Source organism: Arthrobacter sp. UYEF3 (assembly GCF_040546245.1).
Classification (GTDB): domain Bacteria; phylum Actinomycetota; class Actinomycetes; order Actinomycetales; family Micrococcaceae; genus Arthrobacter.
The window spans coordinates 1-13,993 of sequence record NZ_JBEPNK010000041.1 but is presented as its reverse complement, the minus strand read 5'-3'; the positions used below and the strand labels follow the sequence as shown (position 1 = coordinate 13,993).

Genomic DNA, 13,993 nt, shown 5'->3' with positions numbered 1-13,993 from the left:
ACTCCAGCCATTCGGCGGTCTCTTCCGGATCACGATCAGGCAGCTGGTTAGTCAACCCGCTGAGGATATGGGAGGTATCTTCTCCTGCAGCCACGGCAGCCTCGTTTCATCGTTGAAGGTTAGGCGTAATCTTTTCGTATGATGAGAAAAGTTTCTTGCTGTTCGAGATTAGCCACCCGGCTGGGGGCAGTCAAGCAGCGGCTGTCCATGACGCCTTAAGGTTCCCTCAGTGGGAGCCTGCGCAGCCGGGAGGCTGTCGCTACCGCCGCCCGCGTACGGCCGGCCGCCGGCAACCATTGATGGAATCAGCCGGAACACCCTGAGGCCCTCCCGGTGGTCTGTGACGTCACGTTAACCTGACCGGTTCGATGAGGTGCGCCGCAGCGGTCCGGGTCATGAAAGCCCGGTCGCCGCGAGGAGGACTCATCAATAACCGATCTTGTCACTCGTCATCCCCGCGGCAGGTATGCCGTTTATCGGGCGGGTGTTAACGGGGGCCCGGCACGCTGCCGGTCGTTTCAGCTCCCGCGGTAGCTGGAAAATGAAAAGGGGCTAAGTAGGAGCGGGACGTGATAGTGGGGTTCACCCCGGTCAACGTTGAAGGTCAGCACGACCTCCGGGAAGAAGGACGGAGTGTTCGAAGCAGCAAAATACTCCGCGGTGGCAAACTGCAGCCGGTAAGTTCCCGTCTCCAGCACCGCGGGGCCTAGGTCCTTGACGCGCCCATCGCTATCGGTCCGCGCGGATGCCAGATGCGACCATGCGCCGTCATCCAGCACCAGCAGGCTCACCGGAACATCGGCGGCGGGTTTACCCGTAGCGGTGTCGAGAATGTGCGTCGTTACGTGTGAAATCGTCATTGGTTGATCACTCCTTGAAGTCGATGGACGGCTATTTCTCTAAGCTGTTGCTGCACAATAGGTTCCTCCTCGTCGGCCGTGTGCGAAATCCGGGCCTGGAGAGCTTCCAGGATCTCGTCTTTACTGCGACCCGCGGCCCGGATCAGGAATACCCGCCCGAACTTCTCTTCGTAGCTACGGTTGCCCGCGGCCAGCGCGGCGGCAACCTCGCCCGAGGCTTCACCCAGGGCAGCCTGCTCATCCCGCGAGAGCCGCGCTTCTGAGCTGTTTCCTAAGGCCCGGTCGCCGATCCTCGGGTGGTGAGCCAGGGCGGACTCCACTTCGCGTTTTGTGAGGGGAGAGGCGGCGCGGCTCGCAAAGGCCAATAGGTCCTCAATGGAGGAGAAGGGCCGCTGATCAGCGATCTCATCGACCCAGCGGGGGACATCAAGGCAGGGGCGCAGAACCGAAAGGACTTCCTGCCGATCTGCCTGATTGAATTCCTGGAGCAACATGTACGATCCCACTTCTACAGGGCCCGGCCCCAACGGCTAGACATTTCGTCTAGTGGAATATTTATTCCACTATCATTAGTGAAGCCTACGTGATTTTCTCTGTCAACCGTGGGACCCTTGCTCCGCCGGCGCCGGCGTCGCTGTGCCCGTCTGGGCGGAATATGAACTGCAGATAGGTAGAGGATGTCCGTAAAGACCCTTCCATTGCCCACACGGCTGGGTGCGGGAATGCTTGGGATCCTGCTCATCGCAGCGAACCTTCGCGTTGGCTTTGTTACGGTTGGTCCGCTGTTGGATGGCATGCGCTTGGACCTGGGTCTGTCGGCAGGGGAAGCCGGGCTACTGGCTGGTCTGCCGCTGTTGGCCTTCGCCATATGTTCGCCAGTGGCGCCGGCACTGGCTCGGGCGCTGGGGCTGGACCGCGCGGCCTGGCTCTCCCTGTTGCTTCTTGCCACCGGCATTGTGCTCAGGTCCGTTGCCCTGCCGGGGATGATCTGGGTGGGGACGGCCTTCCTGGGGGCCGGGATCGCTTTCCTCAACGTACTGATGCCTTCGCTGGTCAAGAGGCAATTCCCGTCGAAGGTGAGCTTCGTGACGGGAATTTACACCTCGATGCAGGGCGCCGTCGCCGCCATCGGCGCCGCCGTGGTTGTTCCTATTGCAGGCGCTTCCCCCTTGGCGTGGCGGCTGGCTCTGGGGTGCTGGGCCGGTTTGACCTTGCTTGCCTTGGCGGTGCTCGTACCCTGGATGCGCGGGAGGGAACCCCGGGCCTCCGCCACCCAGGCTACCGTGCACGCGTCGCGTTCCCCCTGGACGTCACTCCTGGGCTGGCAGGTGACGCTGTTCATGGGGCTGCAGTCCCTGACCTACTATGTGTTCACGGCGTGGCTTCCGGGGATTGAGAAGACTCACGGCGTCCCGGAAAACGAGGCAGGCATCCACATGGCGCTGTTCCTGCTGGTAGGCGTAGGTGCGAGCCTGGGAACGGGGGTTGCCATGACGCGAATGCCGGACCAGCGAGCGGTTGGACTGGCCGGGAGCCTGCTGGCCCTGGCAGCCTTCCTGGGACTGGCACTGGCGCCCAGCCTGATGCTGCTGTGGATCATCAGCGGTGCGGTCGCCTGCGGCAGCCTCATCGTGGTCGCACTGTCATTGTTCAGCCTTCGAGCCGCTAATCACGCCCAGGCAGCGGAGTTGTCCGGGATGGCCCAGTCGGTGGGGTATGCCATCGCCGGCGCCGGACCGTTGGCATTCGGCCTCCTCTTTGACGCCACCGGCGCCTTTAAACTGCCGCTGCTCCTCGCCGCAGGTTCCACCCTGCTCCTGTGTGTGCTGGCTGTTCTGGTCGGCCGCGCACGCACCATCGAGTGAATGGCGACGTGCGGCCGTGCTCAGGGAGCAGCGCCGACGGGGCTCTCCTTTGACCACTTTCCCGGCCGGTTGAGCGGCGCCGGTGGCCGTCTCTTGCGCCGATGGGCCGGCTGAGATGCGCCGCGAGGGTGAGGAGCAGAACTACCGCCGCCCCTTCTCGGAAAAGGCGGCCAGTCACTTGCCGCGGCCGAGGTAGCGTGCGGCCTTGTCCATCCGGGCCCGCTTGGACGCGCGCGTGGCCCGGGTGACGAGGACCAGAACCACGCCAATAACCAGAAGTGTCGCCAGGACGCCGGCAACGACCGTGGACTGGACCGGCCACGGAAGAACCTTCCCTATAACGATTCCGGCGATCAGATCAATCGGGTGTACCGCGGCGCGGCGATGCCGGCCGCCACGGCCACACCCGGCCGCCGAAGTTCGCAATGAGCTACTCGACGTCGTCCGGCCCACCAGCGCACTTGACTGGACCCAGGACGAGGAGTGGGCCCTCAACGGCGTTCGAGCAATCGGGGCTTCGGACAAACTCTGATGACCTGGCCGCCATCGCGGATCTTGAGAACGAGCTCATTGGTGGCCCCGCCGAGAGCCGGACTTAAAGAGCCGGGTGATGCCCAAGGAATCCAGGAGCTTCTCAATCCGCCTTGGGAGGCCCCGGCAAGCAGCAGGCCGCGACCACCGTAGTTGATGCGGACTCGGCCCGACGCCTTCGTTCGAGCGGCCAGGGGAACCTCAGATGAGGATGGACAGTGGGTTCTCGATCCGTTTGACGAAAGCAGCCATCCATGCGGCCGCTACCGCGCCGTCGACCACCCGGTGGTCGGCAGACAAGGTCGCAGTCATACCGCGAGCTGAATAACGCGATGCCCGACGCCGGCACCTCATTCACCTGGGCTTCGCGGGCGTTCGGCCCGTGGATCGGCTGGATGGGCGGCTGGGGGCTGGTAGCGGCGACCATCATCGTGCTCTCCAACCTGGCGGCTGTCGCCGTCGACTTCTTCTACCTCATGCTGGCCCAGGTGTTCGGCAATCCGGAGCTGGCGGACCTGGCCACCAACCTGCCGCTGAATATCGCCACGACGCTGGTGTTCATCGCCCTGGCGTGCTGGATTTCGTACCGCGGGATGGAGACCACCAAGACCGTCCAGTACGTCCTGGTTGCTTTCCAGTTGCTGGTCCTAGGCTGGTTCGCCGTCGCCGCTTTCAGCCACGTTGCGAACGGAACTGCGTTTGACGCCACCGCCATTGCCCCGGACTGGTTCAACCCCTTCGCGGTGGAGTCCTTCTCCGCTTTCGCGGCCGGCGTCTCGCTGTCCATCTTCATCTACTGGGGTTGGGACGTCACCCTGACCATGAATGAGGAAACCAAGAATCCGGAAAAAACCCCGAGGCGGGCGGCCACCGTGACCGTGCTGGTGATCGTGGTCATCTACATGACCGTCGCGTTGGCCACTCTGGCCTTCGCCGGTGTCGGCACGGAAGGGCTTGGCGCCGGGAACCCGGAAAACCAGGGCAGCATCTTCGCGGTCCTCGCCGGACCGGTGATGGGTCCCTTCGCGATCCTCATGTCGCTGGCCATCCTGAGCAGCTCCGCGGCATCGCTGCAGTCCACCTTCGTGTCCCCGGCGCGGACGCTGCTGTCCATGGGCCACTACAAGGCGCTGCCGCCTAAGTTCGGCAAGATCAGCCCCAGCTACAAGTCCCCGAGTTACGCCACGATTGCCTCTGCAGTGGCCGCCGCCGTCTTCTATGTCGTGACCCGCACCCTGTCCGAAAACGCGCTGTGGGACACCATCACGGCACTGGGGATGATGATTTGTTTCTACTACGGCATCACCGCTCTGGCCTGCGTCTGGTTCTTCCGCGCCCAGGCCTTCAGCGGGGCGCACTCGTTGGTCTTCAAGTTCCTCGCACCGCTGCTGGGCGGCGTGATCCTGCTGGTGATGTTCGTCAAGACCGCATACGACTCGATGGACCCGGCGTACGGCTCCGGTTCAAACGTGGGTGGCCTGGGCCTGGTGTTTATCCTGGGGATGGGTGTCATCCTGCTGGGTGTGGTGGTCATGCTGGTCATGGCCAAACTCCGTCCGGCGTTCTTCAGGGGCCAGGTCTTGTCCCGCGGGAACTGAGCCCGGCGGGCCGGATGTCGAGGGTCCTCCGTCCGCCAGATCACAGGTCGCGCTTGAAAAGTAAGCACGCTTATCAATAGGCTGGCGGCAGGAGGACCTTCCTCCGCTGCAGCAAGGACGAGGTGACCGCATGTCGGACGCACAGGACATCAGCAAGGTAACGGACATCATTAACCATTCCCGGATCGGGATGGTCACCACCATCAACGAGGACGGCGCCCTCGTCAGCCGGCCGCTGGCCGTTCAGGACGTCGAGGACGACGGCGACATGTGGTTCTTCACCTCGGCGGGCACTTCGCAGGTGGCCCACGTCAAGGCGAACCCCGCGGTCAATGTGTCCTTCGGCAAAGGCACCGAATGGGTGTCGGTGGCCGGCAGGGCTGAGGTGGTCACGGACCGGCAGCAAATCCGCGACCGCTGGAACCAAGCGGTCGAAGCGTGGTTCCCGGACGGTCCGGAGACCCCGGAAGTGGTCCTGTTGCATGTGGATTCGGATTCGGCCGAGTACTGGACCAGCCCGGGCGGTAGGGCCGCGACGGTTCTGCAATGGGTGAAGTCCAAGGTCACGCACAGCCGGATGAGCGTGGGCGAAAGCGGCACTGTCGAGCTTTAGTGCTCTGGCCCCTTCTTTCGCTCAGTCGATGATCTTCAGTGCCGTGCCCCAATTAAAGGACGCATAAGCCGGGTTCAGCTGCAGCCCGATCAGCAGCAGCTGCATCCCCTCCAGCTCGCGGGCGTGGCGCAGCGCCCCGACCTGGAGGGGCCGGAGTCCCGCCGCGGCGACGAACGCGGCCACCTCGTTCCGGGCCGCCTCCGAGTCGGAGGCGATGAAGACATCCAGTTGCTGGCCGTTCGCGGCACCCTCCGCAAGGGGGCCAGCGAACGTGGTGTTGAACGCCTTGACCACCCGGGCGCCTGGGAGCAGCCGGGCCACCTCCTCCGCCGCGGAAGTCCCCGCCTCAACCAGCAGCGAGTCACCGGTCTCCATGTTGACCGGGTTGCTGATCTCGATCACCGTCTTGCCGCTGAGTGTGTCGCCATAGTGCGTGGCGACCTCCCTGGCCGGCTCGAAGTAGAGGGCCAGGACCACAATGTCGCCCTCTGGCACGTCGCCGAGGCTTCCGGACACCGTGGCGGGACCCAGTTCCGCCGCGAGTTTGGCGGCGTTGGCCGGGGTCCGGTCCAGGATCTGGATGGTCCGCCCCGCGGCCACCGCCCGGAGACCGATTGACCGGGCCATGTTGCCACTGCCGATAATCGTGATGTCAGTCATCGTGCCCCCTCGGTGGAATTGTGCAGCTCAGCGGAAATGTGACCCGCGCCGGCGGCGCGCTCTGCCGCCGCCAGGGAGCGCTCCAGCCGCTCGACTGCGGCGCTGTAGCCGGATCCGTCCCCGGCGCCCGGACCCACACCGCCCCGGACGTGGTCGGCCGCCTTCATGGCTTTGAGAAATGCCGCTGTCTCCGGACGGGTCGGATCGCTCATGGCGGGGAAGTCGATGCAGAAAGCAGGGTCCAGTTCGTAGCGTCGCCACCGGGCGAGGACCTCGCGATGCCGGCGGGCGGCGGCCGCGTCAACGGCGGCGGCATCCCGGGCCGCACGCCCGGCTTCCTGCCAGCGGAGCAACCCCGGCGTCCAGCGGTAGCTGGCGGCCGCCGTCGTCCCGGCAACGGCCGTGAGGATCAGCCCGGCCCACGGGGAGACCAGCGACGGCAGCAGGACCGCGGGCCCGACGACGGCGAGCCCCGCGAAACCGTCCCAGAACACGGCGTCCGGCAACCCGCCGTCGGACGCCTGGTGCTTCCGGACGAGGTAGACGCAACAGGCCGCCGCGGCCGCGACCAGAAGCACCAGGACGACGAACTGCCCGGCGCCAAGCGGGTCTGCCCCTGCGAGTGACGGCATGACGCACCTCCTGCGGAAACCGTCCGGGCGGACGTTGTTCCGCTAATTCCATTGGAGTCCCTCGGCGGCGGGCCGTCAATGGCCGGTTCCCGTCCGGGACCCTCCCGGCGTAGCCTAGGGCCCATGCGATTGAAAATGTGCAGTATCCACGTCAAGGACCCTGCGGCCGCCCACGAGTTCTACACCGGAATCCTGGGCTTCGAGACACTCATGGCGCTGCCCGAACACAACCTCTACATCGTCAAGGACCCGGGCGGCGGCGGCTCGGCCGGCCTGCTGCTGGAACCCAGCGACAACCCGATCGGCGCCAACTACATGAACGCCTGCCACGACGCCGGGCTGCCCGCGATCGTGTTCGGCGTGCCCGACGTGCGGGCCGAATACGACCGGCTCGCGTCCAAGGGGGTCATGTTCCAGGGCGAACCGTCCGACGGGCCCGGCGGGATCTCCGCGGTGCTCGACGACGGCTGCGGGAACTTCGTCCAGCTGCACCAGGACTGAGCGCCCGGGCCTACTGGTCCTGCTTAAGCCAGACAGGGTGCTCGTCGCCGATGTGGCCGCTCGAGCCAGCGTCCAGAACCCGTTGGACGAACGCGGCGTACTCCTCCATGCAGTGCCGGAGGAAGCCGGCGGTGGCGCGTCGCTGACCTCGCCGTCGTCTCCGTAAATCTCCGGGCGAAACGGATGCAGGCCTCCGAGGCGTTGAGTTGGGTGCATCCAGGAAGCTCAGCACGCTGCGGAACGATGCCTGCATGACGGCGGTGCCGGGGATCTCGGCGAACTCAAGGTCCGGCGGTGCCAGCCGGACCACTGCCTCCGAAAGGGTGCTGTTGATGGAAGTGCTGGACAAGCTTCCAACCAAGTAACCGATCAAAGTAACCGATCTTGTGCGCGGGCACAGCGGTTTTCCGTCCCGATACGCCGCCGGCGTGCAATGACCCTCTGGCCCGCCATAGGGAACCGTCGGCCAGGCACCTCGGGCATAGTGATGGCTCCGCGGTGGCGACAGGCCCCGGGCAACGGCCGCGGCCGGGCTACTCCGCCTTGGCGCGGGCCTTCTTGGCGTCCTTCTTCACGGCGTCGTCCCTTACCCGCTGCGCTTCGGCGCGGACGGCGGCGTGGGTGGCGCGCTCGGACACCAGCCAGGCCGGGGGAGCCTGCAGCAGGGCGGTGATTTCCGCCGTCGTCAGCGCTTCCTCGACGCCGCCGCGGGCCAGGCCGGCGATGGAGACGTTGAGCTTCTGCGCGACGACCGGCCGCGGGTGCGGGCCGGTGCGGCGCAGCTCGGCCAGCCACTCCGGCGGGTTGGCCTGGAGCTCGGCGAAATCAGCGCGGGTGATAACCGAATCCTGGAACTCCTGGGGTGTTGCGGGCAGGTAGATGCCAAGCTTCTTGGCAACGGTGGCCGGATTCATGGACTGGGAGTTCGGGGAGGTCATGCTTCAAGGGTATCCGGCGGCCGGCCCGCAGGGCACCAAACTGCACCGACCGGGCACCAACCCGGCGCCGCCCGGCGGGACTGACGGTACTGTGAACGTGTGTCCGCAGAAGAAGAAGAAGCCCAGCCCTCCGACGACTCGGTCCCCGCGCCGCGGGAGCTGCGGTTCGCGTACGTTCCCGGGGTGACACCCGGCAAATGGATACGCCGCTGGGAAGAGCGGATGCCCAATGTGCCGCTGCACTCCTTTATGTCCGGCGACGGCGCCCAGTTGGCGGTCCTGCGCGACGGGTCCGCGGACCTGAGCTTCGTCCGGCTGCCGGTGGAACGCGAGGGCCTGAACGTCATCCCGCTCTACGAGGAACAGCCCGTGGTGGTGGCGCCCAAGGGACACGAAATCGCGGTTTTCGAGGAGGTGGCGCTGGCAGACCTGGCCGCCGAGTCCTTCCTGGATGTCGCCGGCCTCGGCGGACCCGAACCGGCGCTTCAGCTGGTCGCCAGCGGCGCCGGCCTGGTAATCCTGCCGATGTCCGTGGCCCGGCACTTCAACGTCAAGGACACCGTTGCCCGGAAGCTTACCGGCGCACCCACCACCTGGATCGCCTTGGCGTGGCCGGGGGATTCCACCGACGAGGTGATCGAGGAGTTCATCGGCATTGTCCGCGGCCGCACCGCGGCGAGTTCCCGGCAGCCCTCGGCTCAGCAGGAAAAACCCAAGCGCGAGCCGAAACCGGACCGCCGGGGCCCTGCCGTCAAGAAGCCCAAGGTGGCGCAACGCTACGCGCCGAACCCGGACAAGGGCCGCGGCAAGGGCTCCCGGAAAAAGGGCAAACGCTAGCCAGCTTCCCCGCAGGCGTCAGTTGCCGACGGCAACAAGGGTCAGTTACTTCGCGCAGGCTTCCCGAAGCGCCTTGACGGAATCTGCCGGCACCTGGTCGCCTGAATCCGCGATCTGCTTGAGCGGTGTGGTGATCTCCGCGGGCACCCCGGCGCTCCGCGCCCCGGATACCAGACCGCTTAGGGCCTGCTTGTCCTGGACGCTGACCAGACCGTCCGCCACCAGGGAACAAGCCTGCTTCTTGAGCTCACTGCCGGCCGCCGTGGCGACCTGCGAGGCGCCGTCGTTGACCGCCTTTTCGGCTGCCTGCTGCACCTGGCCGCAAGCCGTCAGCGTGATCAACAGGGCTGCAGCGGACAGTGCGGCGAGGCGTCGTAACATGCGTCCAGCCTAACAAGCTGTCTACGCGGCACGGTTTACGCGGGACGGTTTACGCGGCACTGTTTACCCGCCGTGGATGGCGCTCTGCTTTTGTTCCGAGCGGTCGAGGTAGGCCAGCATGAGTTCCGCGGCGCGGTCCGGTTCGCCGGCTTCCAGTGCTGTGCAGATGTGCTCGTTGCCGGCCAGGTAGCTGCGGTAGAAGTGCGCGTCCACGGTGGCCCGATGAAAAAACAGCCGCATCTCGGCCAGGACCTGGGACATGATCGTATCCAGACGGGGGCTGCCGGCCAGTGCGACGATCGCGCGGTGGAAGTGCTGGTTCGCCGTGCCCAGCGCCTCCTCGTCGTCGGCGGCCGCCGCCGCTTTGCCTTCCTCAACCGCGGCGCGGACCGCGGCCACCCGCTCCGGGCTGCCCCCGCCGCGCAGGGCGGCGACCTCGATGGCGCGCCGCACCGTGTACACGTCGTGGATGTCGCCCGGGCCCAGGCTCGCCACAAACACGCCGCGGTTGGGGTGCCGGACCACCAGCCGCTCGGCCGCGAGTTCGGCAAAGGCCTCCCGGACGGTGTTGCGTGAAACGCCCAGGTCCTCCGCGATGGTCGATTCGGTCAGCCGGGTGCCCGGCAGCAACTCCCCGTCGGCCAACTGCAGGCGGAGTTCGGCCGCCACCCGGTCCGCCACGGAGGGGACGGCGATCCGCAGCCGGGCCGCGGCCGCGGAGGCGGCGGGGCCGGGCTGGGTAGTCGTCATAGTCCCGAATCTACACGATTGCCCCCGGAAAGAATTGCCGGATTGTTGAACAATCGAAACGGAATGGTGCATCCTAGAGGAGAGCTAGAATTGGGACGAGGATCACAAATGTCAAACGCCGGCTTGAACACCATTGGCATGAACAGCATCGACCTGAATAGCGACGTCGGCGAATCCTTCGGACGCTGGAGCCTCGGCGACGACACGGCGATGTTCAGCTCCGTCTCGAGCGCCAATGTGGCCTGCGGTTTCCACGCCGGAGACCCCAGTGGGATCCGGAAGACCTGCCGCGAGGCGGTCGCTGCAGGCGTCACGATCGGCGCCCATGTCGGCTACCGCGACCTTGCCGGCTTCGGCCGCCGCTTCCTGGACATCGAGCCGAGCGACCTGGCGGACGACGTCGTCTACCAGATCGGTGCGCTGCAGGCCCTGGCCGCCGCGGAAGGCGGCAAGGTCACCTACGTCAAGCCGCACGGCGGCCTCTACAACGCGATCGTCGCGCACACCGCGCAGGCGAAAGCCGTCGTCGACGCCGTAAGGTCCGTCGACCCCGACCTGCCCATCCTGGGCCTGCCGGGCTCGGAAGTGCTCCGCCTCGCGGAGGCAGCCGGGCTGCGCGCGGTCACCGAAGCCTTCGCGGACCGCGCCTACAACCCGGACGGCACCCTGGTTTCCCGCACACTCCCCGGAGCCGTGCTGCACGACCTCGCCGAGGTCACCGAACATGTGCTCCGGATCGCCGCCGACTCCACCGTCCGCACCATCGACGGCTCCCTCCTGAAGATCCGGGCCGAAAGTATCTGTGTCCACGGCGACTCCCCGGGAGCCGTCGCCATGGCGGCCGCCGTCCGCGAGGCGCTCAGGGCCGCCGGCATCGGCACCGCCCCGTTCGTCTGAGCACTCGCGTCAGCGGCGCTCCGTTGCCGGGCCGCCGTAACTTCAGTACATCCACCCAGCACAGGCAGCACCCGCATCTGGAGGAAAGATCATGACCGCACCGCACCAGGCCGCCCCGGCCGCCGGCAAGAGAAGGCCTACATCGCGAGCCTCACCGGCACCTCGCTTGAGTATTACGACTTCGCGATCTACTCCGTGGCGTCGGCGCTGATCGTCCCCAAGATCTTCTTCCCGGTGGGCGACGCGGACCCGGGAGACGGCGGCAACGATGGAGGCAGAAGTGGAAAAGGTGGCAAAGGGGCAGCCGGCGGCCCGCAAGGTGAGCGCGGTGCGGGCGGTGGGCACCCGCGCGGTGCTGGCCGAGCTCACCGGCACCGATGGCGTGCTGGCGCTGCAGGCCATGCTCCTGGAGCGCCCTCTGCAGGGACAGCTGGATGTCTTGGCAGCAGCCGAAACGGTCATGGTCACGGCCGACACGCCAGCCTCCGCCCGACGGATCGCTGCGCAGCTGCTGCAGCTCGACCTCGGCGCACCGGTGCAGCATGACGGCGGCCTGGTGGTCATCGACACCGTGTACGACGGCGAGGACCTCGCCGAGGTGGGGGAGCTGACCGGTCTCGGCACCGGCGGCGTGATCGCCGCCCACTCGAGCCAGCTGTGGACCGTGGCCTTCGCCGGCTTTGCCCCGGGCTTCGGTTACCTCGTCGGAGAAAACGAAGCGCTCAACGTTCCCCGCCGCAGTTCACCGCGCACCGCCGTTCCCGCTGGAGCGGTGGCCCTGGCCGGCACCTACGCCGCGGTCTACCCGCGACGCTCTCCCGGGGGCTGGCAGCTGATCGGCCACACCGCCGCCCGGATGTGGGACCTGGACCGCGAGCAGCCCGCCCTCGCGGCCCCCGGCCGCCGGCTCCAGTTCCGCCCGGTCCGGGAGACGGTCTCGCTGGCACCGGAACCGCGCACCGGGCGCCCGGCGACGGCGGTGGCATCCGGGCTCCGGATCGTCTCGCCCGGACTGCAGAGCCTGATCCAGGACCTCGGCCGCTACGGCCATTCCGGTCTCGGCGTCTCCGTGGCCGGGGCGCTGGACCGCGCCTCGCTGCGCCGCGCCAACCGCGTGGTCGGGAACGCGCCGTCGGCCGCTGCGATCGAAACCGTCGCCGGCGGACTCACGGTCCAGGCTGTCGGAGACCAAATCCTGGCTGTCGCCGGGGCGCGGTCGGAGCTGACCGTTCTCTCTTCGGCCGACGCGGACGAGGATCCGCTCCGCCGCACGGTTGCGATGGCCACCCCCTTTGCCCTGCTCGAGGGCGAAACCCTGAGCATCGGCGCGCCGGCGAGCGGCTTCCGCAGCTACCTCGCTGTCCGCGGCGGCGTGGATGCCCCCCCGGTCCTCGGCAGCCGGTCAACCGACACCATGTCCGGGATAGGCCCCGCACCGCTGGCCGCCGGGCAGCTCCTGGCCGCCGGGGACGATTCGGAGTCCGGCGTGGTCGGGAACCCCGAACTGCAGCCCGATTTCCCCGGCACCGGGGTGACTGTGCTCGACGTCGTGCCCGGCCCGCGCGCGGACTGGTTCGACCCGGCAGCGCTGGCTTCCCTCACCAGCCAGGACTGGCTGGTGAAACCGCAGTCCAACCGGGTGGGCATGCGGCTGGACGGAACGCCGCTGCGGCGCACCCGGGACGGGGAGTTACCCAGCGAAGGGACCGTTTCCGGCGCCCTGCAGGTCCCGCCTGAGGGCCTGCCGGTGCTTTTCCTGGCCGACCACCCGATCACCGGCGGCTACCCGGTCATCGCCGTCGTCGTCGATTCGCAGCTGGACCGCGCCGCGCAGGTCCCGATCGGCGGGACCATCCGCTTCCGCTGGGCCGAGTCAAGCGCCCTCGATGGCGTGCAGCGGGGCCTAGGGACATGACCGTTCCTCGACGCTGCGGGTGGACATAATGCCACTATGTCCATCCCAGGGGTCCGGGGCCGGACATGCCCAGCGGGCGGGCCGTCGGGCCGCCGGACATGTCCAGTCCTGACGCGGACGGGGGAGCATGTCCTCTGCCCAGGGCACGAATCTACGCGGCCGCGCCCAGCAGGGCACGATTGCACGCTCCGCGATGTGGGCGAAGCGGCCGGCAGGGGAATTGTGACGCGCCGGGGGAGTCACTCCGGGCCGGGAATCACTCCGTGGCACGGATTAAAACCCAGAGTCCGCCCGGTCGGAACCGGACGGACCCAAGCCGTCTCTTTGAAGCCGTTCAGCTAGCCAACGTGGCCGGCGAGGGCAACCAGGACGCCGGCGGTGGCGAAGTACTTGTTGCTGCCCAGATCGCGGATCGTCTTGATGCCCATCTTGGCGAGGAGCTCATCGTGCTTCTCTGTGAGGCCGGCGAGGGCCGAGGGAGGCGCGTTGAGGACTTCCTCCAGGCTCTTGTTTTCGTAGTCCTTGTCGAGTTTCTTGCCCAGCTCAATTGAAATAGCCATGATCATCCTTTGCTAGAAACGGAACAACAGTCTCCACCTGCGGCGCGAGGACCTGCCCCGGCTGCGGGTTCGGGGTCCCGGATATTCCCCGTCGCCCTTGGTGGCAAGGTTAGCGTAGCGCTGCCGGACCGGCGGGGAAATCGGCGGCATCTTTTAGGCTTTCATCCGACCCGCCCGAAAGCGCGCACAAAAGCGGTGGCAGCCGCCGTCGGACGCGTTCCCTGCCCGGGTTGCTCCTAGGTGCGTGGGTCGGTAGTGGTTTGACGGTTCCGCAGGTTTGAGCCGTGACGGCCCGGGGGCGGTCTCGTTTTTCTGGAAAGGGGGCGGGCCTTCTGGCATTTTGGCGGTAGGAGACCTGGGAGGGCTCCTGCGGGCCGCGGTTCGGTTCTGCAGGTTCGATCCCGGGGCACCGTCCCCGGGTATTCAGGCGATTTGGGCCCGGTAACTGAAGAGTT

Annotated in this window: 16 protein-coding genes and 3 pseudogenes; 8 read left to right on the top strand and 11 right to left on the bottom strand. The window is 67.0% G+C overall.

Annotation, left to right across the window (positions count from 1 at the left end):
• Window positions 1–518: 518 nt before the first annotated feature.
• Window positions 519–860: a hydroxyisourate hydrolase gene (gene uraH, locus ABIB14_RS18055; RefSeq protein WP_354237283.1), complete on the bottom strand. Its 342-nt coding sequence runs from the start codon at window positions 858–860 to the stop codon at window positions 519–521.
• A complete protein-coding gene (gene uraD / locus ABIB14_RS18050; protein WP_354237282.1) occupies window positions 857–1,354 on the bottom strand; it encodes a 2-oxo-4-hydroxy-4-carboxy-5-ureidoimidazoline decarboxylase in 498 nt (165 codons plus the stop codon). The genes uraH and uraD overlap by 4 nt, the downstream gene beginning before the upstream one ends.
• A 183-nt stretch (window positions 1,355–1,537) precedes the next feature.
• Here uraD and ABIB14_RS18045 point away from each other — a divergent pair, with 183 nt between their 5' ends.
• Window positions 1,538–2,725 (top strand): MFS transporter, encoded by a 1,188-nt coding sequence (locus tag ABIB14_RS18045; protein ID WP_354237281.1) that lies wholly within the window; start codon window positions 1,538–1,540, stop codon window positions 2,723–2,725.
• Between the two features lie 174 nt (window positions 2,726–2,899).
• On the opposite strand, the gene ABIB14_RS18040 is transcribed toward ABIB14_RS18045, so the two are convergent.
• Window positions 2,900–3,151: a hypothetical protein gene (locus tag ABIB14_RS18040; protein ID WP_354237280.1), complete on the bottom strand. Its 252-nt coding sequence runs from the start codon at window positions 3,149–3,151 to the stop codon at window positions 2,900–2,902.
• Between the two features lie 306 nt (window positions 3,152–3,457).
• Window positions 3,458–3,568, bottom strand: coding sequence for a 2-oxo acid dehydrogenase subunit E2 (locus ABIB14_RS18035; protein ID WP_354237279.1), 111 nt, complete (start codon window positions 3,566–3,568; stop codon window positions 3,458–3,460).
• Here ABIB14_RS18035 and ABIB14_RS18030 point away from each other — a divergent pair.
• A pseudogene (locus ABIB14_RS18030) lies at window positions 3,568–4,854 on the top strand (APC family permease); the annotation flags it as partial. The gene ABIB14_RS18035 and the pseudogene ABIB14_RS18030 overlap by 1 nt on opposite strands.
• A gap of 130 nt (window positions 4,855–4,984) precedes the next feature.
• The gene (locus ABIB14_RS18025; protein ID WP_354237278.1) at window positions 4,985–5,467 is read left to right on the top strand and encodes a pyridoxamine 5'-phosphate oxidase family protein; all 483 of its coding nucleotides are present in this window, start codon (window positions 4,985–4,987) and stop codon (window positions 5,465–5,467) included.
• A gap of 21 nt (window positions 5,468–5,488) precedes the next feature.
• Here the strand turns inward: ABIB14_RS18025 and ABIB14_RS18020 are convergent, their stop codons facing one another.
• Together ABIB14_RS18020 and ABIB14_RS18015 are read right to left on the bottom strand one after the other, a co-directional pair.
• Window positions 5,489–6,127, bottom strand: a complete 639-nt coding sequence (locus ABIB14_RS18020; protein WP_354237277.1) for an NADPH-dependent F420 reductase — start codon at window positions 6,125–6,127, stop codon at window positions 5,489–5,491.
• Entirely contained in the window at window positions 6,124–6,759 is a 636-nt protein-coding gene (locus ABIB14_RS18015; protein ID WP_354237276.1) for a hypothetical protein, read from the bottom strand. The genes ABIB14_RS18020 and ABIB14_RS18015 overlap by 4 nt, the downstream gene beginning before the upstream one ends.
• Before the next feature lie 123 nt (window positions 6,760–6,882).
• Between ABIB14_RS18015 and ABIB14_RS18010 the strand changes: the two genes are divergently transcribed.
• Window positions 6,883–7,260 carry a VOC family protein gene (locus tag ABIB14_RS18010; protein WP_354237275.1) on the top strand — a complete coding sequence of 126 codons (378 nt, stop codon included), beginning with the start codon at window positions 6,883–6,885 and terminating at the stop codon, window positions 7,258–7,260.
• A 10-nt stretch (window positions 7,261–7,270) separates the two neighbouring features.
• Here the strand turns inward: ABIB14_RS18010 and ABIB14_RS18005 are convergent.
• Both ABIB14_RS18005 and ABIB14_RS18000 read right to left on the bottom strand, forming a co-directional pair.
• A pseudogene (locus ABIB14_RS18005) lies at window positions 7,271–7,633 on the bottom strand (hypothetical protein).
• Window positions 7,634–7,793: 160 nt separating this feature from the next.
• Window positions 7,794–8,198, bottom strand: coding sequence for a DUF5997 family protein (locus tag ABIB14_RS18000; protein ID WP_354237273.1), 405 nt, complete (start codon window positions 8,196–8,198; stop codon window positions 7,794–7,796).
• 99 nt (window positions 8,199–8,297) lie between these two features.
• Here ABIB14_RS18000 and ABIB14_RS17995 point away from each other — a divergent pair, with 99 nt between their 5' ends.
• Complete coding sequence (locus ABIB14_RS17995) at window positions 8,298–9,035, top strand: LysR family substrate-binding domain-containing protein (RefSeq protein ID WP_354237272.1); 738 nt, start codon at window positions 8,298–8,300, stop codon at window positions 9,033–9,035.
• 45 nt (window positions 9,036–9,080) lie between these two features.
• Here ABIB14_RS17995 and ABIB14_RS17990 read toward each other — a convergent pair whose 3' ends face one another.
• Both ABIB14_RS17990 and ABIB14_RS17985 read right to left on the bottom strand, forming a co-directional pair.
• Window positions 9,081–9,416 (bottom strand): hypothetical protein, encoded by a 336-nt coding sequence (locus ABIB14_RS17990; protein ID WP_354237271.1) that lies wholly within the window; start codon window positions 9,414–9,416, stop codon window positions 9,081–9,083.
• A 63-nt stretch (window positions 9,417–9,479) separates the two neighbouring features.
• Window positions 9,480–10,166, bottom strand: coding sequence for a GntR family transcriptional regulator (locus ABIB14_RS17985; RefSeq protein ID WP_354237270.1), 687 nt, complete (start codon window positions 10,164–10,166; stop codon window positions 9,480–9,482).
• 138 nt (window positions 10,167–10,304) lie between these two features.
• Here ABIB14_RS17985 and ABIB14_RS17980 point away from each other — a divergent pair, with 138 nt between their 5' ends.
• The 3 genes and pseudogenes from ABIB14_RS17980 (at window position 10,305) to ABIB14_RS17970 (ending at window position 12,978) form a co-directional block, all read left to right on the top strand.
• Window positions 10,305–11,063: a LamB/YcsF family protein gene (locus ABIB14_RS17980; RefSeq protein WP_354237284.1), complete on the top strand. Its 759-nt coding sequence runs from the start codon at window positions 10,305–10,307 to the stop codon at window positions 11,061–11,063.
• Between the two features lie 75 nt (window positions 11,064–11,138).
• A pseudogene (locus ABIB14_RS17975) lies at window positions 11,139–11,306 on the top strand (MFS transporter); the annotation flags it as partial.
• Between the two features lie 37 nt (window positions 11,307–11,343).
• Window positions 11,344–12,978, top strand: a complete 1,635-nt coding sequence (locus ABIB14_RS17970; RefSeq protein ID WP_354237269.1) for a 5-oxoprolinase subunit B/C family protein — start codon at window positions 11,344–11,346, stop codon at window positions 12,976–12,978.
• A gap of 338 nt (window positions 12,979–13,316) precedes the next feature.
• On the opposite strand, the gene ABIB14_RS17965 is transcribed toward ABIB14_RS17970, so the two are convergent.
• Complete coding sequence (locus ABIB14_RS17965) at window positions 13,317–13,538, bottom strand: hypothetical protein (protein WP_354237268.1); 222 nt, start codon at window positions 13,536–13,538, stop codon at window positions 13,317–13,319.
• Window positions 13,539–13,993: the final 455 nt, after the last annotated feature.